Below are 21705 nucleotides of genomic sequence, written 5' to 3'. Positions count from 1 at the left end.
ACTCCGGCGAGCCGATCGGTGAGGCGGCGGTCGATGCCGGAGTTCCGGCGCGCTGAGCGGCGTGGCGGCGGTCGGTGCCGGAGTTCCGGCGAGCTGAGCGGCGTGGCCGCGATCGACGCCGGAACTCCGGCGCCCGGTCGCGCAGATGGCGGATGGCGGGCGGCGGGACGTTGCCGCCGGAACTCCGGAGCCACGTCACGACGCGCCGCTCAGCTCGCCGTTCGTACGGTGATTCGGGGTGCGGGGCCGGAATTCTCCGGAGGTGCGGTGAGGGTGGCGGAGGCGCCTCAGGTGGTCGGGACCGGGGCGGCGGTGGGCGGGCGCACGGCCTCCACGATGCGGGCGGGGACGGTTTCGTCCTGCAGGGAGGTGGTGTCGCCGAGGGGGCGGCCGTCGAAGATGTCGACCAGGAGGCGGCGCATGATCTTGCCCGAGCGGGTCTTGGGGAGGTCGTCGACGAGGACGATGTGGCGCGGTTTGGCGATCGCGCCGATCTCGCGGGTCACCTGGTCGCGGAGTTCGGCCTCGGTCGGTGCGCCTCCCGACGGCACGACGAACGCCGCGACCGCCTGCCCCGTCGTCTCGTCCCCGACGCCGACGACCGCGGCCTCGGAGACGGCGGGATGGGCGACCAGCGCCGACTCGATCTCGATCGTCGAGAGGCGGTGGCCCGAGACGTTGATGACGTCGTCGAGGCGGCCGAGCAGCCAGATGTAGCCGTCCGCATCCACCGCCGCGCCGTCGCCGGCGAGGAAGTAGCCGCGGTCGGCGTACGGCGCCCAGTACGAGTCGCGGTACCGCTCGGGGTCGCCCCACACGGTGCGCGACATCGAAGGCCAGGTGCCGTCGATCACGATCGAGCCGCCCGAACCGCGGGGCACGTCGTCGCCGCGCTCGTCGACGACGCGCACCGTCACTCCCGGGACGGCGACCGTCGCCGACCCCGGCTTGAGCGCGGTCACACCGGGCAGCGGCGCGACGATGGCGGCGCCGGACTCCGACTGCCACCAGGTGTCGACCACCGGGGCGTGGCCTCCGCCGATCTGCTCGCGGAACCACACCCACGCCTCCGGGTTGATCGCCTCCCCGACCGTTCCGAGCAGGCGGATGCTGCTGAGGTCCCAACGGTCGCCGAGGCCCTCCGGGAACCAGGTCATGAAGGTCCGGATCAGCGTCGGCGCCGTGTAGTACGTCGTCACGCCGTAGCGCTCGATGATCTCGAAGTGGCGGCCGGTCGTCGGCGTGTTCGGCGTGCCCTCGTAGATCACGGAGGTCGTGCCGTTGGAGAGCGGACCGTAGAGCACGTAGGTGTGCGCGGTGACCCAGGCGAGGTCGGCCGTGCACCAGTAGACGTCCGACTCCTTCGCGTCGAAGAGCGCCCAGTGGCTCCACGACGCCTGCGTCAGATAGCCGCCGGTCGTGTGGACGACGCCCTTCGGCCGGCCTGTCGTGCCGGAGGTGTAGATGATGAAGAGCGGGGTCTCGGCGTCGAAGAACTCAGGGTCGTGCACGTCGGAGGCGGTGCCGACGACGTCGTGCCACCACATGTCGCGTCCCGCGGTCCACGGGATGTCCGGGGTGAGGTCCCCGGTGCGGCGCACGACGAGCACGTGCTCGATCGCGTTGTCGCCCGCGACGGCAGCGTCCGCGTTCTCCTTCACCGGCACCGCGGTGCCGCGGCGGAACTGCCCGTCCGAGGTGACCAGGAGCTTCGCGCCGGTGTCCTCCACGCGGAACCGCAGCGCCTCGGCCGAGAAGCCACCGAAGACGAGCGAGTGGATGGCGCCCACGCGCGCGATCGCGAGCGTGATGACGACGGTCTCGGGGATGACGGGCAGGTACACGACGACGCGGTCGCCCTTCCCGATCCCGAGCGCGGTGAGCGCGTTCGCCGCCTGCGCGACGCGGCGCTGCAGCTCGGCGTAGGTGATCGTCTCGGTGTCGCCCGGCTCGCCCTCGAAGTGCAGCGCAACGCGGTCACCGTTGCCGGCGTCGACGTGCCGGTCGACGCAGTTCACCGCGGCGTTGAGGCGTCCGCCGGCGAACCACTCGGCACGCGGGATGCTCAACGCACCGTCCGCCTCACGGGTCGCCGGCTCCCAGGTGTGCGCGGTGTGCCACGGCTCCGCCCAGTCGAGCCGCGCGGCCTGCCGCTCCCAGAACGCCACCGGATCGGCCGCGTCGACGAAGACGCTCGCGTCGACGTTCGCCTGCCCGGCGAACGCGGCGGACGGCTCGTAGAGACGGCTCTCACGGCCGAGGGTCTCGATGGGCGCACTCACGCTCCGACGCTAGCCGAGCGGCCGCGCGGGACGCCGGGATGCGCGCAACGCTGCGTAACCGGGAGCGGTCGATTTATGAGCTCCGGGCTCAGCTCATAAAAACGCGCGCGTCCCTTATGCGCTCCGCACGCTGTACCGCAGCCGCGCGAACTGCCCGATCGCCTCCGCCGACTCGAGCGTCAGCCGGTCGGACTCGATGCGGCGTGGGAAGAGCGGGGCGCCGCCGGTGAGCGCGACGGGCGCGACCGAGATCGCGAGCTCGTCGAGGGCTCCCGCGTCGAGGAACTGCCCGGCCAGTTCGCCGCCGCCGACCACCCAGATGTCGCCGTCGCCCGCGGCCTCGCGGATGGTGGGCAGCGCGTCCGCGACGGAGCCCGAGACGAAGCGGATGTCCGCGCCTTCGGGCACCGGCAGCTCGCGGTGCGTGAACACGAACGTCGGCCGGTCGCCGTGGAACTCGTGCCACCGCTCGGGATGCGCGAGGATGTCGGACTCGGCGAGGACCCATTCGTACGTGGTCGACCCCTCGACCATGACGGCGGCGTCGTCCGGTAGGAGGCCCTCGGCGGGCTCGTCCCCGCCCGGGACCGCGAAGAGCCAGGCCAGCGAGTTCTGCTCGTCGGCGATCCAGCCGTTGATGGACGTGGCGGTGTCGAAGACGATCTTTCCCATGTGGCGACGGTACCGGTGACGACCGACACCCCTCGGTGGGAGCATGGGCGCATGGATGCCGTCGACGCCCTCACCGAGATCGCCTTCTGGCTGGAGCGCGACCTGGCCCCCAGTTTCAAGGTCAAGGCGTTTCGAACGGCCGCGGCGATCATCGCCCCGCTGGACCCGGGCGAGCTCGCCGACCGCGTCGCCGACGGCCGACTCAAGCGCACCAAGGGCATCGGCGACCGCACGTTCCAGGTGATCTCGCAGGCCGTCGCCGGCGAGGTGCCCGACTACCTGGCCGACCTGCGCGCGAAGAACACGGAGCCGCTGGATGCCGCGGGCGCCGAGCTCCGCGCGCAGCTGCGGGGCGACCTCCACGCCCACACCGAGTGGTCGGACGGCACGACGCCGATCGAGGCGATGGCGGCCGCCGCGGCGCTGCTCGACCGCGAGTACCAGGCGATCACCGACCACTCCCCCAACCTGACCGTCGCGAACGGGCTGAGTCCCGAGCGCCTCACCGAGCAGCTGGAGGCCATCGCCGCCCTCGACACGGGGTCGGTGACCCTCCTCACCGGCATCGAGGTCGACATCCTGGAGGACGGCGCGCTCGACCAGACGCCGGAGCTGCTCGACCGGCTCGACGTCGTCGTCGCGAGCGTCCACTCCAAGCTGCGCGCCGACCGCCGCACCATGACCGCGCGGATGCTGGGCGGCATCCGCTCGCCGCAGACGAACGTGCTCGGCCACTGCACCGGACGGCTGGTGCAGGGTTCCCGCGGCACCCGGCCGCCGTCGGAGTTCGACGCGGAGGCCGTGTTCGCCGCGTGCGCGGAGAACCAGGTGGCGGTCGAGATCAACTCGCGTCCGGAACGGCAGGACCCGCCCGACGACCTCATCCGGCTCGCCCTCGACGCCGGCTGCCTCTTCTCGATCGACACGGACGCGCACGCGCCCGGCCAGCTCGACTTCCTCTCCTACGGCGCCGCACGCGCGGCCGCCAACGGCGTGCCCGCCGACCGGATCGTCACCACCTGGCCGCTGGAGCGGCTGCGCGACTGGCTCAGGAAGAGCTAGGGCGAAGGTGCTCGATCTCCGGGGCGGACAGGTGCAGCACACGGTAGACCGTGGCGTCCGGCCCGGGATCCGCGTCGGGGCGCCGGGAGAGCAGGGTGAACTCGACCGACTGCCAGACGGTCGGGTCGATGCCCCACGCGCGCGAGTGCACACCCGCCGCTGCCGACACGTCCTCGTCCGCACGGAGAGCGGCCGCGACGTGGACGGGGTCGACGTCGGCGGGCAACGGGCGGAGGCGCCGGACGGCATAGCCGGGTGCGGCGGCGAAGTCGGCTCCGCGGGAGAAGCCGCCGCCGATCCACGTGCGCACCGGAGGCCGGCCGAAGTCGCCCACGATGCCGGAGAATCCCTGCCCTTCCCAGTGGAAGGCGGCCAGGGCGGCGGGGTCGCGCCAGAGGTAGAAGGGGGCGTACGCGTTGCGGGGCGCCCCGTCGGCGACATCCCGGATCAGGTACGCCTTGAGGCCGAGGCCGGCGCGATCGTCCAGCGCGCTGCCGCGCTCCGCGACGCGACGGCGGATGATGTCCATGTCGTAGTCGCGCGGGAGCGGGATCTCGTACTGTGCGGCGATCATCGGGCTGCGACCTACTGGCCCCACGCCGACGCGGGCGCCTGCACGATCTCGACGGGCCGGGTGCTCCAGTGCGCGCCGTTCGCGTAGTGGCTGGTCGCCCACGGCGACGCCCAGATGGCGGCCGCGGTGGCGTCCGCGCTCGTGCCGGCCTGCAGCCCCGCGACGATGCCGGGATACCCGCGCTGGAGGTTCTTGGCGCAGTACTCGGCGGCGCTCACGAGGTCCGGGTAGCTGCCGAGGCCGGCGCCCCCTCCGGAGCCGTAGCCGTTGTTGAGAGGATTGTTACGGTTCCACCAGTCCGGCGGCCCGTTCTCCTGCCGCATCCAGCGCAGCATCACGGTCACGTTGGCGTCGGTCTGCGGCCAGCCGCCGAACATCAGGACGAGCTTGGCCCACGACTCGTTGGTGCCGACGTTGGCGAGCGTCTGGAGGCCGTCGGTCGCGCCGATCGTGTCGCGGTCGATCACGGGGGCGGCGATGGTCGCGTCGACGGCGAGGCGCTGGTCGGGTTCGGCGGGGCCGCCGTCCACGGGGGTCTCGCCCGGCGCGAGGGTGGAGACCGGGGCGGCGAGGACCGTGGCGGCCAGCGCCGCGTCCGTCGGGACGATCGAGAATCCGGCGACCAGCGCGACGAGGGCGAGCGTGACGCCCAGGCGGTTGCGCAGCGGCATCCTGGTCACCAGGCGGGGAGCCGGCGTGCGCGCGGGAGCCGGAGCGGGCGCGGCCGTGCGACGGCCTGCCGAACGGCGGCCGCGAGCGCCGGGGGTGACGGATGCGGGCTGCATACCCGACCGAGAGTACCAAAGGCGTGCTGGAATGGAACCGGGAGGAGGGACCGATGACCTCGAACGAGAACGCAGCGGAGCCCGAGACGACCACGACGAGCGAGACGACGGAGACGGCCGAACCGACCGCGACCGAGGCCTCCGCCGCAACGCCCTCCCGGCGGTTCCGCGACGGGCCGCACCTCCCCGCCCTCGTCGTCACCCTGATCGTCACGGTCGTCGCCGGGCTCTTCGCCGGCACGTACGCGTGGGCGATGGGCGATCCGCAGCCGCACGACGTGCCGATCGGGCTGGTGTCGACCACACACACCCCGACGGAGCTGGCGACCGAGCTGCAGGCGCGCACAGGCACCTCGTTCGTCGTGCGACCCTACGACACGGAGGCCGACGCGGAGGCGGCGATCCGGGAGCAGGTGGTATACGGCGCGCTGGTCGAGGAGCCGGACGGCTCGGTGCGCTTCTACGTCTCCAGCGCCTCCGGAGCCTCCGTCGCGCGGCTGCTGGAGGCCGACGCGCCGCGCCTCGAGCAGTCGATCGGCCGGCCCGTCACCGTGATCGACGCGCATCCCCTCGGCGCGAAGGACCCGAACGGGCTGGTCCTGTTCTACGTCGCCCTCGCCGCCGTCGTCATCGGGTTCGTCGGCGCCATCCAGACCCGGGTGAACGCGGCGAAGCTGACGCTGGCCGGCGAGCTGTTCTGGGATGTGGTGCGCTCGGTCCTCGGCGGCTTCGCCATCGCGTTCACGGTCGGCCCGCTGCTCGGCGTGCTGCCCATCCCCTTCTTCCCCGTCTGGGGCGTGCTCGCGCTCACGATGCTGATCGCCGGGGCGACGTACAGCTTCTGGAGGGTGCTGATCGGCGGCCGCTGGGCGATGCTGCCCACCTGGATCGTGTTCGTGCTGATCAGCAACCCGTCGTCGGGCGGTGCCGTCGCTCCCGAGCTGCTGCCGCCGTTCTACCAGTTCATGGGGCGCTGGCTGCCGACCGGGGCTACCGTGCGGGCGGTGCGCGACCTCACGTATTTCCCGGGGAACCTGCACCTCGAGCCGTACATCGTGCTCGTCGTGTGGCTGGTCGCGTCGGTCGGGCTGTTCGTGGCCGTGCGGCTGTTCCGGTACGGTCCGGGCGCGCCCGGCGACATCCTGCACACCTGGCGGAGCATGGCGCGGCGACCGGCCCATGCGGAGGGAGCCGCGGGGGCGGAGGCCGCCGCGTAGTCCCGCGCTATCGTGACCTCGTGGAGTACTGGGCGGACACGGGCGGGACGGACCACCGGCTCGAGCAGTACCGCGCCGACTTCCCGGCCCGCGTGCGGTGGAGCGAAGTGCGCGAGGAGGACCCGGAGGCGTTCCGCTCGGCGGCGCAGGGCGCGCTGCTCGTGCCCGCCGCCCTGCTCGCGGTCGTCGCCTGGACGAGTGTCTCGTTCGAGCTGCCGGTCGCCGTGATGCTGCCCGAGTGGATCGACTGGGCGCGGGGATTCCTCACGGTCGTCCTCTTCTTCGCGGCGTTCGGGCTGGGCGTCTTCGCCTGGTCGTTGCTCTCGATGCCGTCGGACAGCCGGCGGGCGATCGCGCTCCGCCGTTTCGGCGAGCGGCACGGCCTCGGGTACCAGCGCCTCGGCGTCGCGCCCGAACCGCTCGGCCTCCTGTTCGCGGAGGGGCCGACGGCAGGACGGGCACGCCGGCCTCGGCGCGGTGCGGACCAGGGCCCGCCGGCCGCCTCCCGCTTCCGCGCCGAGTTCGCCCTGACCCGGGGCGAGCGGTTCGGCGGACCCGCCCTGCAGATCGCCGTCGCCACCTACGCGGGCGGCAAGAACGACTCGAAGGGTGCCAGGAACGCGTTCCGCTTCCTCGCGACCCGGATGCCGCGCACCCTCCCGCACCTGATGATCGACTCGCTGCGCAACGGCCGCCTCCGCACCCTGCTGCCCGGCACCCAGCGGATCTCGCTCGAAGGGGACGTCGATCGGCACTTCGCGGTGTACGCACCGCCGGGCTACGAGCGGGACGCCCTGCAGCTGCTCACCCCCGACGTGCTCGTGTGCCTGCTCGAATACGGCCGGCACTGGGACATCGAGGTGGTGGAGGATCGGGTCGTCGTCGCCTCCACCCGCTTCCGGCGACGCTTCGACCGCACCGAGGTCCCGGCGCTGCTGCGGTTCTCCGAGCTGATCGGCGCGGAGCTCGGGCACCAGGCGGCGACCTACACCGATCCGCGCGCAGCCGCTCCCCGACGGGAGGTCGCCGTCGCCGGTCGGCGGCTCCGCCGGCGGTCCGGCGCCTGGACGGCCGCGATCATCGCGGCCGTCGTCGCGGCGATGCTGGCCTTCCCGCACGTGCTCGGCTGGGTGCTCGACAACACCTAGACCGCGGAGCGCGTCAGAGCGGGGTCGAGTTCAGGCGGGCCAGCAGGTCGGCGAGGCGGCCGACGTCGTCGACGCCCCACTTGCGCAGGCTGCGGTACAGCCGGGCCTGGTCGGCCACACGCGCCTCATTGACCTTCTCGATCGCGGGAGGCGTCGCCACGAGGAAGCTCGCGCGACGGTCGGCCGGATCCACGCGGCGCTCGATGAGCCCGAGGCCCTCGAGGATGCGCACCTGGCGGCTGACCACGCTCTTGTCGGTCGAGAGCAGCCCGGCCAGGGCGCCGGCGTGCAGCGGACCGGTGCGCACGAGCGTGCTGAGCAGGCGGTAGCCGACAGGCTGGAGCTCGGGATGCACCTTCGCGGCGCGCTCCCGCATCCCCGAGCTCACCTGGTTGAAGAGGATGGTGAACTGCTCCTCGACCGAAGCGATCGCCTGGTCGACCGCCGGGTCAGGGGCGGCCGAACGGGCGGCGGCATCGTGCGCCGTCGCCCGCTCGATGTTGTCCATGGCCGCGATCATAACCGGTGCGGTCAGCGATCTTCCTGAGCGGGACGGTCGCCGGCCGTCTGCCCGGATCGGACGGCTGCGACGGAGCCGGTGACCGGCGCCGCGATCATCGCCTCGGCGACCTCCACGAGGTTCTCCTCGGCGGCCTCGGCGGCCGACTCCGGGCTCTTCTCCTTCATGAGCTCCACGGCCGTCTTCGTCCCGAGCGTGTTGTTCGGGAGGAAGGCGATCGCGATGATCGTGATGATCGCGAGCGGCACCGCCACGAGGAACACGTCGGCGACGCCCTGCCCGTAGACCGACTCGACGATGCTGCGAACGCTCGCAGGGAGCGTGTTCACCTCGGGCAGCGTTCCGCTCTTCAGCAGCTGCCCGATCTCGGCGCCCTTCGCTCCGAGCTTGGCGAGGATGCCCTGCAGCTCCGCGCCGTGCGCGGCCATCCCGTCGGCGACCTTCGTGCCCAGGATGCTGCCCATGACCGAGACGCCGATGGTGCCGCCCAGGCTGCGGAAGAACGCGACGTTGGAGCTCGCCGCACCCAGCTGCTCCGGCCGCACGGTGTTCTGCACGATGAGCACGAGGTTCTGCATCACCATGCCGACGCCCGCGCCGAGGATGAGCATGTAGAGCGAGACGAGCACGTAGTTCGTGTCGTACTTGATCGTGCTCATCAGGTAGAGGCCGATGGTCAGCAGGATCGAGCCCACGACCATGAAGCTCTTCCACTTGCCGAAGCGACTGATCAGGTTTCCGACGATCGTCGACGAGAGCAGCAGGCCGAGGATCATCGGCAGCGTCAGCAGGCCCGACTGGGTCGGCGTCGCGCCGCGGGCGACCTGCATGTACTGGCCGAGGAACACCGACGTGCCGAACATCGCGACGCCCACCGAGATGGAGGCGATGACCGCGAGGGTGAAAGTGCGGTTCTTGAACATCGCGAGCGGGATGATCGGCTCCTTGACCACCAGTTCGGTCACGACCGTGGCGACGAGCAGCGCGATCGAGCCGCCGACCATCCAGATGGTCTCCGGGCTCCACCAGTCGAAGTTGGTGCCGGCCATCGAGACCCAGATCAGGATCAGCGAGATGCCGCCCGCGAGGAAGATGGCGCCGAGGTAGTCGATGCGGACCTTGCGGATCGCGCGCTTCGGGAGGCGCAGCGTGAACTGCAGCAGGATGATCGCGACGATCGCGACCGGCACGCCCACGAAGAAGTTCCAGCGCCAGCCGATGGAGTCGGTGAGCAGACCGCCGATCAGCGGGCCGCCGACCGTGCCGACCGCCATGATGCCGCCGAAGAGGCCCATGTAACGGCCGCGCTCACGCGGGCTGATGATGTCGGCCATGATGATCTGGCTGAGGGCGGTGAGGCCGCCGGCGCCGAGGCCCTGGACCACGCGGAAGCCGATGAGCATGTTGGTGTCCTGCGAGAAGCCGGCGAGCGCCGAGCCGAGCACGAAGAGCACCAGGGCGAGCTGGATGAGCAGCTTGCGGTTGAAGAGGTCGGCCAGCTTGCCCCAGATCGGGGTGGAGACCGTTGTCGCGAGCAGCGTGCTCGTGACGACCCAGGTGTAGGCGGTCTGGTCGCCGCCGAGTTCGGAGATGATCCGCGGCATCGAGGTCGAGACGACCGTCCCCGCGAGGATCGAGACGAACATTCCGAGCAGCAGCCCGGAGAGGGATTCGAGTACCTGGCGGTGCGACATCGCCGAAGCGGGTGCTGCGTCCTCTGTGGTGAGGGTTCCTGACATGTGATTCCTTCGCACAATTGGTTGACAGTGAGCAACCATATATAATTAGGTGACCGAAATCAACTAACAAACTGCACTCACGCAAAATTTCCTCTTATGCATGATTTTCCGCACATCCCGCCGGCAGCGTCGCCGGCCCCCGGCCTCCGCGAGCGCAAGAAGGCCCAGACCCGCTCCGACCTGGAGCGCGCCGCCGTCGAACTCGCCCTGGATCACGGCCCGGACGACGTCACCGTCGACGACATCTGCGCCCGCATCCCCGTGTCGCACCGCACCTTCTTCAACTACTTCGACAGCAAGGAGGACGCCCTCTACGGCATCCGCCGCGCCTGGGGCGATCGGGAGCTCGTCGCCGCCCAGCTCGGCGAGGCCTACGACGGCGACCTCGTCGCGGCGGTGGTGCACACGCTCTTCCGCGGGCTCCCCGCCGAGACCAGCGACCCCTCTCTGCACGAGGCGCGGATGCTCCTCGCCGCGCGCGACCCCGGCGTCGTGCACCGCCGTCTCCGCCGCCTGGGCGATCTGCGCGAGGGGCTGATCGCGGCCGTCTCGGAGCTGATCGCGCGCGCGGAGGAGGCCGGCGCGGCGATCGCCGACCCGGACGTCGACCGCGAATCCCGCGCCGAGATGCTCGTCGTCGTGTGCATCGGTGCCGTGCGCATCGCGGTCCGCGAGTGGGCGGACGCGGGCGCGACGGAGACGGCCGACGAGATCGCCGCGCGCACGGTCGCGATCGCCCGGTCGATGGGGACGGTGCTGTAGCAGCCGGTCACCCGGTCGTCACAACACGCCGCGCGGCTCCGTGCCCGCGCGGCGTGTTGTGACGGATGGACCCCGCGGCTCAGCGCAGAAGGGCGCGGCGGCCCGTTCTCCGCATCCCCTAGCGCCCCAGCGCAGGCCCGTCGAGCACGACGGCGACCAGCCGTTCCGCGGAGGCGTCGTCGGTCTCGACCCGGGCCAGGGCGCGCAGGATGATCGCTCCGACCAGCACTTCGCCGAACTCGGACATCGGGACCGTGGGGGCCAGCTGGCCCGCCGCCACCGCCGACTCCAGCCGCGCCGAGAGCGCGGAGCCGGCGCCGAGCTTGTCGCGGATGCGGCGGGTGACCTCGGCGTTCTCGGCGGCGGCCGCGGCGAACGAGCGGATCAGGTTCTCGCCGTCGGTGCGCAGCAGCACGCGGAAGACGTCGCGCAGCCAGGAGACGAGGTCGGCGCGGAGGTCGCCCGTGTCCGGCGGGATGAGCGGCTCCGGGATGAGCACGCCCTCGACCAGGCAGTCGACCACGAGCTCGCTCTTCGACCCCCACCAGCGGTAGATGGTCTGCTTGCCGACACCGGCTTCGGAGGCCACGCCCTCGATCGTCATGTGGTCGTAGCCGCGGGTCGCGAAGAGCCGCGCCGTCGCCTCGAGGATGGCGATCCGCGCCTCCTCGCTGCGCGAGCGCCCGCTGCGGCCGGTCATCCTCACATCTTATGTTCATCTTTCGATACGAGACGGTGCGTATCATCGACCCAGTCGGCGCGTGGACGCCACGAGAGAGGATGAGATGGCCGAGTTGCTGTACCGCCTGGGAAAGGGATCCGCGAAGCGGGCCTGGGTCGTCATCGGTGCGTGGATCGTGGTGCTCGCGATCGCGGGCGCCGGGTTCCTCATCGGCTACAAGGGGCTCAGCTCGAGCTTCGACATCCCGGGCACGGCCTCCGGCGCGGTGACCGACGACCTCGCGAAGAAGCTGCCGAAGTTCAGCGGCGCCTCCGGCACCGTCGTGCTCACCACGAAGGACGGCTCGGCCTTCACCGACGCGCAGAAGACCGCGATCGCCGACCGCATCGAGAGCGCGAAGAGCCTGCCCGACGTCTCGGGCGTGACCGACCCGTTCTCGACCGAGAAGCAGCGCGCCGACCAGGAACAGCAGATCACCGACGGCCGCGCGAAGATCACCGCCGCGACCGCGCAGCTCGACGCCGGACAGGCGCAGCTGGACGCCGGGAAGGCGCAGCTCGCCGCCGCGCAGCAGCAGCTGGACGCCGGCAAGCAGCAGCTGATCGCCGCCGGGCAGCCCACCACCGCGCTCGACGCGCAGCAGGCCCAGCTCGACGCGGGCGAGGCCCAGCTCGCCGCGCAGCAGCAGAAGCTCACCGACGGCCGCACCGAGCTGACGACGCAGACCGCGAAGCTCGACCAGGGCGCCGAGCTCCTCGGCCTCGCGAAGGACATCCGCCTCGTCTCGTCCGACGGGTCCGCCGCGCTCGTGAACGTCGCGTTCGACAAGCCGCGGCTCGAGCTCTCGGAGGAGTCGAAGAACGCCGTCATCGACCACTTCGAGAAGGACCCGATCGCGGGCGTCACGGCCGACTTCTCCACCGAGCTCGCCCAGGGCGTGCCGGAGGTGCTCGGCGTCGGCGAGCTGGTCGGCGTGATCATCGCCGCCATCGTGCTGCTGGTGATGCTCGGCTCGGTGATCGCTGCGGCGCTCCCGCTGGTCACCGCCATCCTCGGCGTCGCCATCTCCGCCGTCGGCACCCTGGCCTTCTCGGGCGTCGTGCAGATGGCCTCCGTCACCCCCGTGCTCGGGGTGATGCTGGGGCTCGCGGTGGGCATCGACTACGCGCTCTTCATCATCAATCGGCACCGCAAGCAGCTGCTCCAGGGCGCGGAGGTGCGGGAGTCGATCGGCCTCGCCACCGGCACGGCCGGCAACGCGGTCGTCTTCGCCGGCGCGACCGTCGTCATCGCCCTGCTCGCGCTCAATGTCACCGGCATCCCGTTCCTCGGCCTCATGGGCACCGCGGGCGCGATCGCCGTGGCCGTCTCCGTGCTGATCGCCATCACGCTGACGCCCGCGCTCCTCGGCCTGGTCGGGATGCGCGTGCTCACCAAGAAGGCCCGCGCCCGCGCGGCCGCCCACGAGCACCGCGCCCAGAAGCCGGTGCGGCCGATGAAGACGTGGCGTGCCGTCGTGACGGTCGTCGCCACCATCGTCGGCCTCCTCGTCATCGCCGCGCCCATCCTGACGATGCGCGTCGGCCTGCCGGACGGCGCCCAGGAGCCCGCCGGTTCCACCACCGCCCGCGCGTACCAGGTGATCGAGGACTCCTTCGGCGCCGGCGCCAACGGCACTCTGCTCGTCTCGGCGACGCTGCCCGCCGGTCTCGACGACGACCAGGTCACCGCGACCCAGCTGACGATCGCGAAGACGCTCGCCGACCAGTCCGACGTCGCCGCGGTCGCCCCGATCGCCGTCTCGGACGACCACCGCCTCACCGCGTTCCAGGTGGTGCCGAAGGAGGGGCCGAGCAGCGCCTCCACCGAGCAGCTCGTGCGCGACCTGCGCGACCTCCCCGCGGTCGGCGACGGCATCACCCTCGGCGTCGCCGGGCAGGCGGCCAGCAACATCGACATCTCCGAGAAGATCGTCGGCATCCTGCCGCTCTACCTCGCGGTGGTCGTCGGCCTGTCGCTGATCATCATGATCGTGGTGTTCCGCTCGTTCGTGGTGCCGCTGATCGCGACGGGAGGCTTCGTGCTCTCGCTGTTCGCGACGTATGGCGCGATCGTGGCCGTGTTCCAGTGGGGCTGGTTCGGGGCGCTGTTCGGCATCCACACGACCGGGCCCATCCTGAGCTTCCTGCCGGTCATCCTGGTCGGCATCCTGTTCGGGCTGGCGATGGACTACCAGCTGTTCCTCTCGACCGGGATGCGGGAGGCGTACGTGCACGGCTCCCCCGCGCGCCTGGCCGTGGCGCAGGGCTTCCGGGCCGGCCGCTCGGTCGTCATCGCGGCGGGCATCATCATGGTGTCGGTCTTCGGCGGGTTCATCTTCTCGGACTCGACCATCATCCGGTCGCTCGGCTTCGGCCTCGCGTTCGGCGTGCTGCTCGACGCCTTCGTGGTGCGCATGCTGCTCATGCCCGCCCTGATGCACCTCGTCGGCCGCGGCGCCTGGTGGCTGCCCCGCTGGCTCGACCGCATCCTCCCGAACGTGGACGTCGAGGGCGCCAACCTCGAACGCCGCCACCATCTCGACGGCACCCCGGTGGACGCGGCGGCCGCCGCCCCCGACACCGCGGCCGACCCGGAGCCCCTCCCCACCCGCTAGCCGTCATCACATTCGTCACGAATGTCGCCTTTGGGCGTCGCTTTCACGACATTCGTGACGAATGTGGAGGCGCGCGCCATCCGCGACAATGGGGTGTGCACAATCTCGGACTCCTCTTCGACGTCGACGGCCCCCTCGCCAGCCCCGTCACCCGCACGATCAACGTGCGCAGCATCGTCACCGACCTCGTCGCCATCGCGGCGGCGGGGGTGCCGATCGCGTTCATCACCGGGCGCTCCGGCGACTTCATCCGCCACCAGGTCGTCGCGCCGCTCCTCGACGCGGGGCTGGGGGATGCGCTCGAGCAGCAGGGCGCCCGGATGTTCGGCGTCTTCGAGAAGGGCGGCGCCTGGGCGGCGATCACGGCCGACGGGATGGGCGAGGTGACGGTCGACGAGTCGGTCGCGTTCTCCCCGGAGGCGGTCGACGGCATCCGCTCCCTCGTGCGCGAGCGGTTCGCCGACACGATGTTCTTCGACGAGACGAAGCGCGCAATGATCTCGGTCGAGCAGCGCACCGACGTGGAGTCCGAGGTCTACAAGGAGGCGCAGCCGCGCTTCGAGGATGCGGCCTACGACCTCCTGACCGGCATGGGCATCGGCCTGCGCCACGGCGAGCGCTCGACCCCCGGCGCCGACGGCACGGTGCCGTTCCGCATCGACCCGACCATCATCTCGACGGACATCGAGTCGGTGCTGCTCGACAAGGACCGCGGCGCGCAGCGGGCCTTCGAGTACTTCGCCGAGCGCGGTCCGCTCCCGCGGCGCTGGCGCTCGGTCGGCGACTCGCGCAGCGACTACAAGATGGCCGACTACGTGCACGATGCCGGCTTCGAGGTCGCGCACGTGGATGTGCGGCCGGCCGACGGCATCCTGGACCGCCCGTACGAGGTGATCACGATCGGCGACGCGATCCACGACGACGCCGGCGCCGAGTTCCTGGCGCACTGGCGCCGCGAGCTCGGGCTGGAGTGACGGCCGCCCGCGTCGCTAGTCCCGCCGCACCATCCGGAGCACGCAGGTGCCTGCGTCGGCCGCGGGGGTGATCCCCGTCACGTCGAGCGGGCCCTCGACCCGGGCGACGACGCTGCAGACCACCGTGCGGTCCACCGTGCAGAGCGAGTCGGCGAACTCGGAACGCAGGGCGCCGAACGGGCAGGTCAGCCGGATCTCGAGGGCCGCCCGGTCGACGCACGGTTCGAAGCCGCAGCGGTCGAGGTAGTCCTCGAGCACGTCGAGCTGGGCGTCGGCGGCGTCGTCCGCATCGGTCGCGCCGCGGTCGAGCGACGGCGGGAACGCCTGGCGATACGCGCGGCCCAGCGCGATCGCGCGGCCGGTCTGGGCGCGGGCACGCTCGCTCGCACCGTCGAGGCCGCGGCTCGCCGAGTAGAGCACCTGCGGACGCCCCCGCACCGTGCGGTGCTCGGTCGTGCGGGTGACCAGGCCGTCGTCGACCAGGCGATCCAGGTGCTCGCGGACGGTGTTGTGGTGCAGGTCGACCGCCTGCGCCAGCCGGGGCGCGGTCTGGGGGCTCTCCTGCTGGAGGCGTTCGAGGAGGCGGAGACGCGGCGACGAGACGAGCGTGCGCCGGATTCCGGTCGTCTCCCGCTGCGCCACGTGCTCTTCCCCGCTCCGCATCCCGGAGCGGGACGCCTCTTCTACGTAGTGTAGAAGGGGCTGCGCACCTGTCACAACGTATGCATTATTTCCGGCGTTCGGTCCGGCGGGGCGCCTCCCCCGGCGACCACGATCGAGGGATGACCGCGACCATCACGGACCCTCCGCAGCAGCGAGCGCTCACCCGCCCGACCCGCAAGGGCAACATCGTGGTGAGCTGGATCACCTCCACCGATCACAAGACCATCGGCTACATGTACATGGTCGCGTCCGGGGTGTTCTTCGCCATCGGCGGGATCATGGCGCTCCTCATCCGCGCGCAGCTGATGGAGCCGGGCCTGCACATCCTGTCGGGCGAGCAGTACAACCAGATGTTCACGATGCACGGCACGATCATGCTGCTGCTCTACGCGATGCCGTTCTTCACGGGCGCGGCCAACGTGATCATCCCGCTGCAGCTCGGAGCCCCCGACGTGGCGTTCCCGCGGCTGAACGCCTTCTCGTTCTGGTGCTTCCTGTTCGGCGGACTCATCGCCGCGGGCGGTCTGCTGACGCCGCAGGGCGCCGCCGACTTCGGCTGGTTCGCCTACCAGCCGCTGGCTTCGACGACGTTCTCGCCCGGGCTCGGGAACACCCTCTGGTTCGCCGGCGCTGTCCTGCTCGGCTTCGCGACGATCTTCTCGTCGGTCAACTTCATCACCACGATCATGACCATGCGCGCGCCCGGCATGACCATGTTCCGGATGTCGATCTTCACCTGGAACACGCTCATCACGTCGATCCTGGCGCTCATGGCGTTCCCGGTGCTCGCCGCGGCCCTCGTCGCCGCCATGGCGGACCGCGTCTTCGGCGCCCACATCTTCGACGCGGCGAATGGAGGCGCGCTGCTCTGGCAGCACCTCTTCTGGTTCTGGGGCCACCCCGAGGTCTACGTGATCGTGCTGCCGTTCTTCGGGATCGTCTCCGAGGTGCTCCCGGTCTTCAGCCGCAAGCCGATCTTCGGCTACAAGACCCTCGTCTACGCCACGGTCGCGATCGCCGCCCTGTCGATCACCGTGTGGGCGCACCACATGTACGTGACCGGAAGCGTGCTGCTGCCCTGGTTCTCGCTCATGACGATGCTCATCGCGGTGCCGACCGGCGTGAAGATCTTCAACTGGGTCGGCACGATGTGGCGGGGTTCGCTGACGTTCGAATCGCCCATGCTCTTCGCCATCGGGTTCCTGATCAACTTCACGTTCGGCGGCCTGACCGGGGTCATCCTCGCCTCCCCTCCCCTCGACTTCCACGTCTCGGACACGTACTTCGTCGTCGCGCACTTCCACTACGTCCTGATCGGCGCGGTCATCTTCGCGACCTTCTCCGGCCTCTACTACTGGTGGCCGAAGTGGACGGGGCGGATGCTCAACGAGACGCTCGCCACGTGGAACTTCTGGCTGCTGTTCATCGGCTTCCACATGACGTTCCTCATCCAGCACTGGCTCGGCGTCATCGGCATGCCGCGGCGCTACGCCACCTACCTGCCCCAGGACGGGTTCACCTGGATGAACCAGCTCTCGACGCTCGGCTCGGCCGTGATGGCCGCGTCGATGATCCCGCTGCTGGTCAACATCTACCTGACCTGGCGTCGCGCGCCGAAGGTCACCGTGAACGACCCGTGGGGCACCGGCCGATCGCTCGAGTGGGCGACCAGCTGCCCGCCGCCGCGGCACAACTTCACGTCGATCCCGCGCATCCGCTCGGAGTCGCCCGCGTTCGACCTGCACCACGGCACCGGCGCCGAGCTCGCGCCGCTGACGACCGGCGCGGCCGAGGAGCCGGAGCCGGCCCGATGAGCAGCGCGACGGCGATGACGGTCGACGAGGCCGAACGCATCCGCCGGCAGGCCCGGCGCGGGACGCTCGACCTGGGCCTCCCCGGCACCGGCGAGATCGTCCGGGATGCGGAGCGCACCTGCGCGCGGGCCGAGCTGTGGGGCGCCACTCCGCACGCGCGCCGTCACTCCGCGGCCGGCGCCGTCGCGATCGCCGCGGCGACCACGCTCGTCGTGTGCGTCTGCCTGCTCCCCTGGCCGGTGTGAACCGATGACGACCGCCTCCCGGCTCGACCCGAGGCCGCGCCTCCTCGCGATCTGGCTGATCGTCGCGGGCGCCATCGGCCTGGCGGCGGCCTTCCTCCTGACGATCGACAAGCTGGACATGCTGCGCGACCCGAACGCGCAGCTGACCTGCAGCGTCAACGTCCTGATCGGATGCGCGACGAACCTCGCCTCCTGGCAGGGCTCGCTGCTCGGGTTCCCGAACCCGCTGCTCGGGCTGATCGGCTGGACGGCGACGATCGCCGCGGGTGTCGCCGTGCTGGCGAGCCGCGGCGGTCTGTCGCGGTGGTTCTGGATCGCCTTCAACGCGGGCGTCGTCCTCGCGCTGGCGCTGGTGGTGTTCCTCATCACGGCGTCCCTCACCGCGCTGCACATCCTCTGCCCGTGGTGCATGGTCACGTGGGCGGTCACCATCCCGACTTTCTGGGGCGTCACGCTGTACAACCTGAAGTCGGGGAACATCCCCCTTCCCGAGCGGGCGCGCCGGGTGTGCGCGACGCTCTACGGCTGGGTGCCGCTGATCACGGTCGCCTGCTACGCGATCGTGGCCGTGCTCGCGCAGGTGCAGCTCGATTGGATCCACCGGGCGTTCGTGTGACGACCTAGGCTGGCGGAGGATCGCACCGCGACGAGGCGGGCGTCCGGAGGAGGCAGCATGACCGCCGCGTTCGTCTACGACGCCGTGCGCACGCCGTTCGGCCGCTACGGCAAGGCCCTGGCCGGGGTCCGCCCCGACGACCTGGCGGCCTCGACGCTGCGCGCCCTGGTGGACCGGCATCCCGGGCTCGACCCGGCGGCGATCGACGATGTGCTCCTCGGGGATGCCAACCAGGCCGGCGAGGACAACCGCAACGTGGCCAGGATGGCCGTGCTGCTGGCCGGACTGCCGGTCACGGTTCCGGGTGCCACGGTGAACAGGCTGTGCGGCTCGGGGGTCGAGGCGGTCGTGCAGGCGAGCCGCGCCGTCGAGACGGGGGACGCCTCCCTCGTCGTCGCGGGCGGCGTCGAGTCGATGTCGCGAGCGCCGTGGGTGCTCCCGAAGACCGACCGGCCGTATCCCGCCGGCGACCAGGCGCTGGTCTCCACGACGCTCGGCTGGCGCCTCGTGAACCCGGCGATGCCGGCCGCCTGGACCGTGCCGCTCGGAGAGACGGCGGAGCTGCTCGCCGACCGGTTCGGCATCCCGCGCGAGGAGCAGGACGCGTTCGCGCTGGAGTCGCACCGCCGCGCCGCCGCCGCGTGGGACGCCGGTGCCTACGCCGCCGAGGCCGTGCCGGTGCCCGGGGTTCCGCTCGAGCGGGACGAGAGCATCCGTCCCGACACGACGGCGGAGGCGCTGGCCGGTCTGGCGCCGGCGTTCCGGCGCGAGGGAGGCACGGTCACGGCGGGCAACTCCTCGCCGCTCAACGACGGGGCTGGTCTGCTGCTGCTCGGCGCCGAGGGCGCTCTCGACGCGGCGCCGCTGGCGCGCATCGTCGCCCGCACGGTCGTCGGCAACGAGCCCGACGCCTTCGGGATCGCTCCGGTCGCGGCGGTCGAGCGCGCCCTCGCCCGCACGGGCCTGACATGGGACGACGTGGACCTGGTGGAGCTGAACGAGGCGTTCGCCGCGCAGTCCCTCGCCTGCCTGCGGCTCTGGCCGGGGCTCGACCCGGCGAAGGTCAACGTGCACGGCGGCGCGATCGCCATCGGGCACCCGCTCGGCGCCTCCGGGGCCCGGATCGTCGGGCACCTCGCGCACGCTCTCGCGGCGCGCGGCGGCGGGATCGGCGTCGCGGCGATCTGCATCGGCGTCGGCCAAGGCATGGCGGTCATCCTGCAGTCCTGACCCCGAGCGCGTTCCGGCAGCCGCGAGGCAGCACGAAGTGCACGCGAAACCGGCGAGGCGGCGGACTGTTCGCCGACTCGCCACCCGGCGGCCCGAGAGTGGTTAGGTAAGGCTTGCCTAAGTGGAGACGCTCGGCTAGCGTCGGAGACGTGCCCGCCCACTTCCTCCTCGTCGGCGACGAGACCGATCTCCCCGTGCTCCAGCCGCTCGTCTCGCGCCTGCCGGTCGACGCCTACGGGCAGATCTACCTCGAGGTTCGCGACGGGATGGACGCGATGATCTGGCCCGTGCCACCGGGCATCCAGGTCACCTGGCTCGTCCGCGGCGACCGGCACGCGGCCCGGGGCGACCTGGCGATGCGCGCCGTCGCCGCGTGGATCGACGAGTGGATGCCGGAGGCGATGGGCGAGGAGCAGGCCCCGTTCGTGATGTGGCTCGGCTGCCGCGGCAACACCCGCGCGGACGCGGTGTTCGGCGACCTCGGCGCCCGCATCGAGTCGCGCCGCGCGCATCCCGGCGCCGCCTGACCGGACCCGCGCCAGGCGGGTCAGTCGTCGGAGGCGACGCCCGCCGACGCCCGCAGGCGCGCGACGATCGGGCCGAGCGCGAACGCCACGAGCAGCAGCACGACGATCCCCACGGCGAGCGGGACGCTCCCGCCGACGAGGGTCGGCAGGTTCTGGAGGATCAGCACCAGGAACACGACCAGCCCGAGCAGCCCGAGGGCCGGCGCGACAGCCCGCCGCCAGAGCGAGGCCGCGCTGCGGTTGCGGGCGAAGAAGACGAGCACGGCCACGCTGGTGATGCCGAGCAGGAGCACGACGCCGACCGACGAGAACCCGGCGAGCCAGGTGTAGTACTGGTTGATCGGGTCGAGGCCGGTCGCGGCTCCCACGACCAGCAGCACGCCGACGACGACGCCCGCGGCGAGGGAGGCGCGGTGCGGCGACCCGAAGCGCGTGTGCGCGTGCCCGAGCCGCCGCGGCAGGGCGGCGCGGCCCGAGAGGGTGAACACGTACCGCGACACGATGTTGTGGAACGACAGGATGCACGCGAACAGGCTGGTCACGAACAGCACCTGGATGATGTGCTCGCCCACCGTGCCGAGGTACCGCTGCGTCACGTCGGAGAGCAGCGTGCCGCCGTGGTCCGCGGCGGTCTTCACGACCGTCGAGTCGCCGACCGCGCTGATGAGCGCCCAGCTGGAGAGCGCGTAGAAGACGCCGATCAGCACGAGCGAGAGGTAGGTGGCGCGCGGGATGGTGCGGTCGGGGTCGCGCGCCTCGTCGCGGAACACCGCGGTCGCCTCGAAGCCGATGAAGCTCAGGATGGCGAACAGGATCCCGATGCCCGGAGCGCCCGAGAGGATCGCGGACGGCGTGACGATTCCGGTGGACAGCCCCTCCGGGCCTCCCCCGCTGAAGACGATGGCCGCATCCAGCACCAGGACGATCGCGACCTCGGCGATGAGGAGCACGGCGAGCACGCGGCCGGAGAGCTCGATGTTGCGGTAGCCGAGAAACGCCACGACGGCGAACGCGACGAAGGCGTAGATCCACCAGGGGATGCTGGGCACCCCGTACGAGCCGAGCAGCGAGTCCACGCCCGGGCCGATCAGGCCGAAGACGGCCGCTTCGAGCGTGAGGTACGACAGCAGGGCGGCGAAGCCCGTGCCGAGCCCCGCGCTGCGGCCGAGGCTGCGGTCGACGTAGGAGTAGAACGCGCCGGCCGACTTCACGTGCGGGGTCATCGTCGTGAAGCCCACGGCGAAGAGCAGCAGCACGACGGTCGCGATGATGAACGTGGCGGGGAAGCCGGCGCCGTTGCCGACGGCGATGCCGAGCGGCACGGGTCCGCCGATCACGCCGAGGGGCGACGCGGCGGCGACCACCATGAACACGATGGAGGCGACGCCGAGGTTGCCTCGGAGCCGGGAGCGGGCGGGTGCGTCCGCCGGGGCGGTCGTCGCGGTCTGGTCGTCGATGGCCATGGGGGTCCTCGCGGTTCGGGAAGGGGTGCAGGAAGGCGGTGCACGCTGGAGGGCGGTGCACGCTGGAGGGAATG

The 21705-nt window shown here is 71.5% G+C and carries 20 protein-coding genes; 11 read left to right on the top strand and 9 right to left on the bottom strand.

From position 1 onward, the window contains the following. Positions 1-287: 287 nt before the first annotated feature. A complete protein-coding gene (gene acs, locus BGO91_RS10525; protein WP_290472716.1) occupies positions 288-2282 on the bottom strand; it encodes an acetate--CoA ligase in 1995 nt (664 codons plus the stop codon). A gap of 114 nt (positions 2283-2396) precedes the next feature. Then, complete coding sequence (locus tag BGO91_RS10520) at positions 2397-2954, bottom strand: dihydrofolate reductase family protein (RefSeq protein WP_290472715.1); 558 nt, start codon at positions 2952-2954, stop codon at positions 2397-2399. Between the two features lie 51 nt (positions 2955-3005). Between BGO91_RS10520 and BGO91_RS10515 the strand changes: the two genes are divergently transcribed. After that, entirely contained in the window at positions 3006-4016 is a 1011-nt protein-coding gene (locus BGO91_RS10515) for a PHP domain-containing protein (RefSeq protein ID WP_290472714.1), read from the top strand. Here the strand turns inward: BGO91_RS10515 and BGO91_RS10510 are convergent. Together BGO91_RS10510 and BGO91_RS10505 are read right to left on the bottom strand one after the other, a co-directional pair. Further along, positions 4003-4590: a DUF4865 family protein gene (locus BGO91_RS10510; protein WP_290472713.1), complete on the bottom strand. Its 588-nt coding sequence runs from the start codon at positions 4588-4590 to the stop codon at positions 4003-4005. The genes BGO91_RS10515 and BGO91_RS10510 overlap by 14 nt on opposite strands. An 11-nt stretch (positions 4591-4601) precedes the next feature. Further along, complete coding sequence (locus BGO91_RS10505) at positions 4602-5375, bottom strand: hypothetical protein (protein WP_290472712.1); 774 nt, start codon at positions 5373-5375, stop codon at positions 4602-4604. Positions 5376-5428: 53 nt separating this feature from the next. Between BGO91_RS10505 and BGO91_RS10500 the strand changes: the two genes are divergently transcribed. Both BGO91_RS10500 and BGO91_RS10495 read left to right on the top strand, forming a co-directional pair. Next, positions 5429-6592: a hypothetical protein gene (locus BGO91_RS10500; RefSeq protein WP_290472711.1), complete on the top strand. Its 1164-nt coding sequence runs from the start codon at positions 5429-5431 to the stop codon at positions 6590-6592. 20 nt (positions 6593-6612) lie between these two features. Further along, the gene (locus BGO91_RS10495) at positions 6613-7740 is read left to right on the top strand and encodes a hypothetical protein (RefSeq protein WP_290472710.1); all 1128 of its coding nucleotides are present in this window, start codon (positions 6613-6615) and stop codon (positions 7738-7740) included. A gap of 13 nt (positions 7741-7753) precedes the next feature. Here BGO91_RS10495 and BGO91_RS10490 read toward each other — a convergent pair whose 3' ends face one another. Next, the gene (locus BGO91_RS10490) at positions 7754-8248 is read right to left on the bottom strand and encodes a MarR family transcriptional regulator (protein ID WP_290472709.1); all 495 of its coding nucleotides are present in this window, start codon (positions 8246-8248) and stop codon (positions 7754-7756) included. Positions 8249-8271: 23 nt separating this feature from the next. Then, positions 8272-9999 (bottom strand): MDR family MFS transporter, encoded by a 1728-nt coding sequence (locus BGO91_RS10485; protein ID WP_290472708.1) that lies wholly within the window; start codon positions 9997-9999, stop codon positions 8272-8274. A 96-nt stretch (positions 10000-10095) separates the two neighbouring features. Between BGO91_RS10485 and BGO91_RS10480 the strand changes: the two genes are divergently transcribed. Next, complete coding sequence (locus BGO91_RS10480; protein WP_290472707.1) at positions 10096-10761, top strand: TetR/AcrR family transcriptional regulator; 666 nt, start codon at positions 10096-10098, stop codon at positions 10759-10761. Between the two features lie 118 nt (positions 10762-10879). On the opposite strand, the gene BGO91_RS10475 is transcribed toward BGO91_RS10480, so the two are convergent. Continuing rightward, positions 10880-11461 carry a TetR/AcrR family transcriptional regulator gene (locus BGO91_RS10475; RefSeq protein WP_290472706.1) on the bottom strand — a complete coding sequence of 194 codons (582 nt, stop codon included), beginning with the start codon at positions 11459-11461 and terminating at the stop codon, positions 10880-10882. Between the two features lie 85 nt (positions 11462-11546). Here BGO91_RS10475 and BGO91_RS10470 point away from each other — a divergent pair, with 85 nt between their 5' ends. Next, positions 11547-14099: an MMPL family transporter gene (locus BGO91_RS10470; protein ID WP_290472705.1), complete on the top strand. Its 2553-nt coding sequence runs from the start codon at positions 11547-11549 to the stop codon at positions 14097-14099. 95 nt (positions 14100-14194) lie between these two features. Further along, a complete protein-coding gene (locus BGO91_RS10465) occupies positions 14195-15073 on the top strand; it encodes a hypothetical protein (RefSeq protein WP_290472704.1) in 879 nt (292 codons plus the stop codon). Positions 15074-15088: 15 nt separating this feature from the next. On the opposite strand, the gene BGO91_RS10460 is transcribed toward BGO91_RS10465, so the two are convergent. After that, positions 15089-15715 (bottom strand): helix-turn-helix domain-containing protein, encoded by a 627-nt coding sequence (locus tag BGO91_RS10460; protein WP_290472703.1) that lies wholly within the window; start codon positions 15713-15715, stop codon positions 15089-15091. Between the two features lie 140 nt (positions 15716-15855). Between BGO91_RS10460 and ctaD the strand changes: the two genes are divergently transcribed. From ctaD to BGO91_RS10435, 5 genes are all read left to right on the top strand, one after another. Continuing rightward, positions 15856-17550, top strand: a complete 1695-nt coding sequence (gene ctaD / locus BGO91_RS10455) for a cytochrome c oxidase subunit I (RefSeq protein WP_290472702.1) — start codon at positions 15856-15858, stop codon at positions 17548-17550. Then, positions 17547-17795, top strand: a complete 249-nt coding sequence (locus BGO91_RS10450) for a hypothetical protein (RefSeq protein ID WP_290472701.1) — start codon at positions 17547-17549, stop codon at positions 17793-17795. Before ctaD ends, BGO91_RS10450 begins: the two co-directional genes overlap by 4 nt. Positions 17796-17799: 4 nt before the next feature. Beyond that, positions 17800-18411, top strand: coding sequence for a vitamin K epoxide reductase family protein (locus BGO91_RS10445; RefSeq protein WP_290472700.1), 612 nt, complete (start codon positions 17800-17802; stop codon positions 18409-18411). A gap of 57 nt (positions 18412-18468) precedes the next feature. Next, complete coding sequence (locus BGO91_RS10440) at positions 18469-19641, top strand: acetyl-CoA C-acyltransferase (RefSeq protein WP_290472699.1); 1173 nt, start codon at positions 18469-18471, stop codon at positions 19639-19641. A 149-nt stretch (positions 19642-19790) separates the two neighbouring features. Continuing rightward, the gene (locus tag BGO91_RS10435) at positions 19791-20168 is read left to right on the top strand and encodes an SIP domain-containing protein (protein WP_290472698.1); all 378 of its coding nucleotides are present in this window, start codon (positions 19791-19793) and stop codon (positions 20166-20168) included. Positions 20169-20188: 20 nt separating this feature from the next. Here the strand turns inward: BGO91_RS10435 and BGO91_RS10430 are convergent, their stop codons facing one another. After that, positions 20189-21631, bottom strand: a complete 1443-nt coding sequence (locus tag BGO91_RS10430) for an APC family permease (protein WP_290472697.1) — start codon at positions 21629-21631, stop codon at positions 20189-20191. Positions 21632-21705 lie beyond the last annotated feature (74 nt).

This window comes from Leifsonia sp. 71-9 (assembly GCF_001898805.1).
GTDB lineage: Bacteria > Actinomycetota > Actinomycetes > Actinomycetales > Microbacteriaceae > Leifsonia.
The sequence above is the reverse complement of the archived record's forward strand: the minus strand, read 5'-3'. Positions and strand labels throughout refer to the sequence as shown.

Excerpts from the sequence above, each read along its gene's own strand:
- BGO91_RS10520 (WP_290472715.1), bottom strand. The coding sequence starts at position 2,954 with ATGGGAAAGATCGTCTTCGACACCGCCACGTCCATCAACGGCTGGATC.
- BGO91_RS10515 (WP_290472714.1), top strand. The coding sequence starts at position 3,006 with ATGGATGCCGTCGACGCCCTCACCGAGATCGCCTTCTGGCTGGAGCGC.
- BGO91_RS10510 (WP_290472713.1), bottom strand. The coding sequence starts at position 4,590 with ATGATCGCCGCACAGTACGAGATCCCGCTCCCGCGCGACTACGACATG.
- BGO91_RS10505 (WP_290472712.1), bottom strand. The coding sequence starts at position 5,375 with ATGCAGCCCGCATCCGTCACCCCCGGCGCTCGCGGCCGCCGTTCGGCA.
- BGO91_RS10500 (WP_290472711.1), top strand. The coding sequence starts at position 5,429 with ATGACCTCGAACGAGAACGCAGCGGAGCCCGAGACGACCACGACGAGC.
- BGO91_RS10490 (WP_290472709.1), bottom strand. The coding sequence starts at position 8,248 with ATGGACAACATCGAGCGGGCGACGGCGCACGATGCCGCCGCCCGTTCG.
- BGO91_RS10485 (WP_290472708.1), bottom strand. The coding sequence starts at position 9,999 with ATGTCAGGAACCCTCACCACAGAGGACGCAGCACCCGCTTCGGCGATG.
- BGO91_RS10480 (WP_290472707.1), top strand. The coding sequence starts at position 10,096 with ATGCATGATTTTCCGCACATCCCGCCGGCAGCGTCGCCGGCCCCCGGC.
- BGO91_RS10475 (WP_290472706.1), bottom strand. The coding sequence starts at position 11,461 with ATGACCGGCCGCAGCGGGCGCTCGCGCAGCGAGGAGGCGCGGATCGCC.
- BGO91_RS10470 (WP_290472705.1), top strand. The coding sequence starts at position 11,547 with ATGGCCGAGTTGCTGTACCGCCTGGGAAAGGGATCCGCGAAGCGGGCC.
- ctaD (WP_290472702.1), top strand. The coding sequence starts at position 15,856 with ATGACCGCGACCATCACGGACCCTCCGCAGCAGCGAGCGCTCACCCGC.
- BGO91_RS10450 (WP_290472701.1), top strand. The coding sequence starts at position 17,547 with ATGAGCAGCGCGACGGCGATGACGGTCGACGAGGCCGAACGCATCCGC.
- BGO91_RS10445 (WP_290472700.1), top strand. The coding sequence starts at position 17,800 with ATGACGACCGCCTCCCGGCTCGACCCGAGGCCGCGCCTCCTCGCGATC.
- BGO91_RS10440 (WP_290472699.1), top strand. The coding sequence starts at position 18,469 with ATGACCGCCGCGTTCGTCTACGACGCCGTGCGCACGCCGTTCGGCCGC.
- BGO91_RS10430 (WP_290472697.1), bottom strand. The coding sequence starts at position 21,631 with ATGGCCATCGACGACCAGACCGCGACGACCGCCCCGGCGGACGCACCC.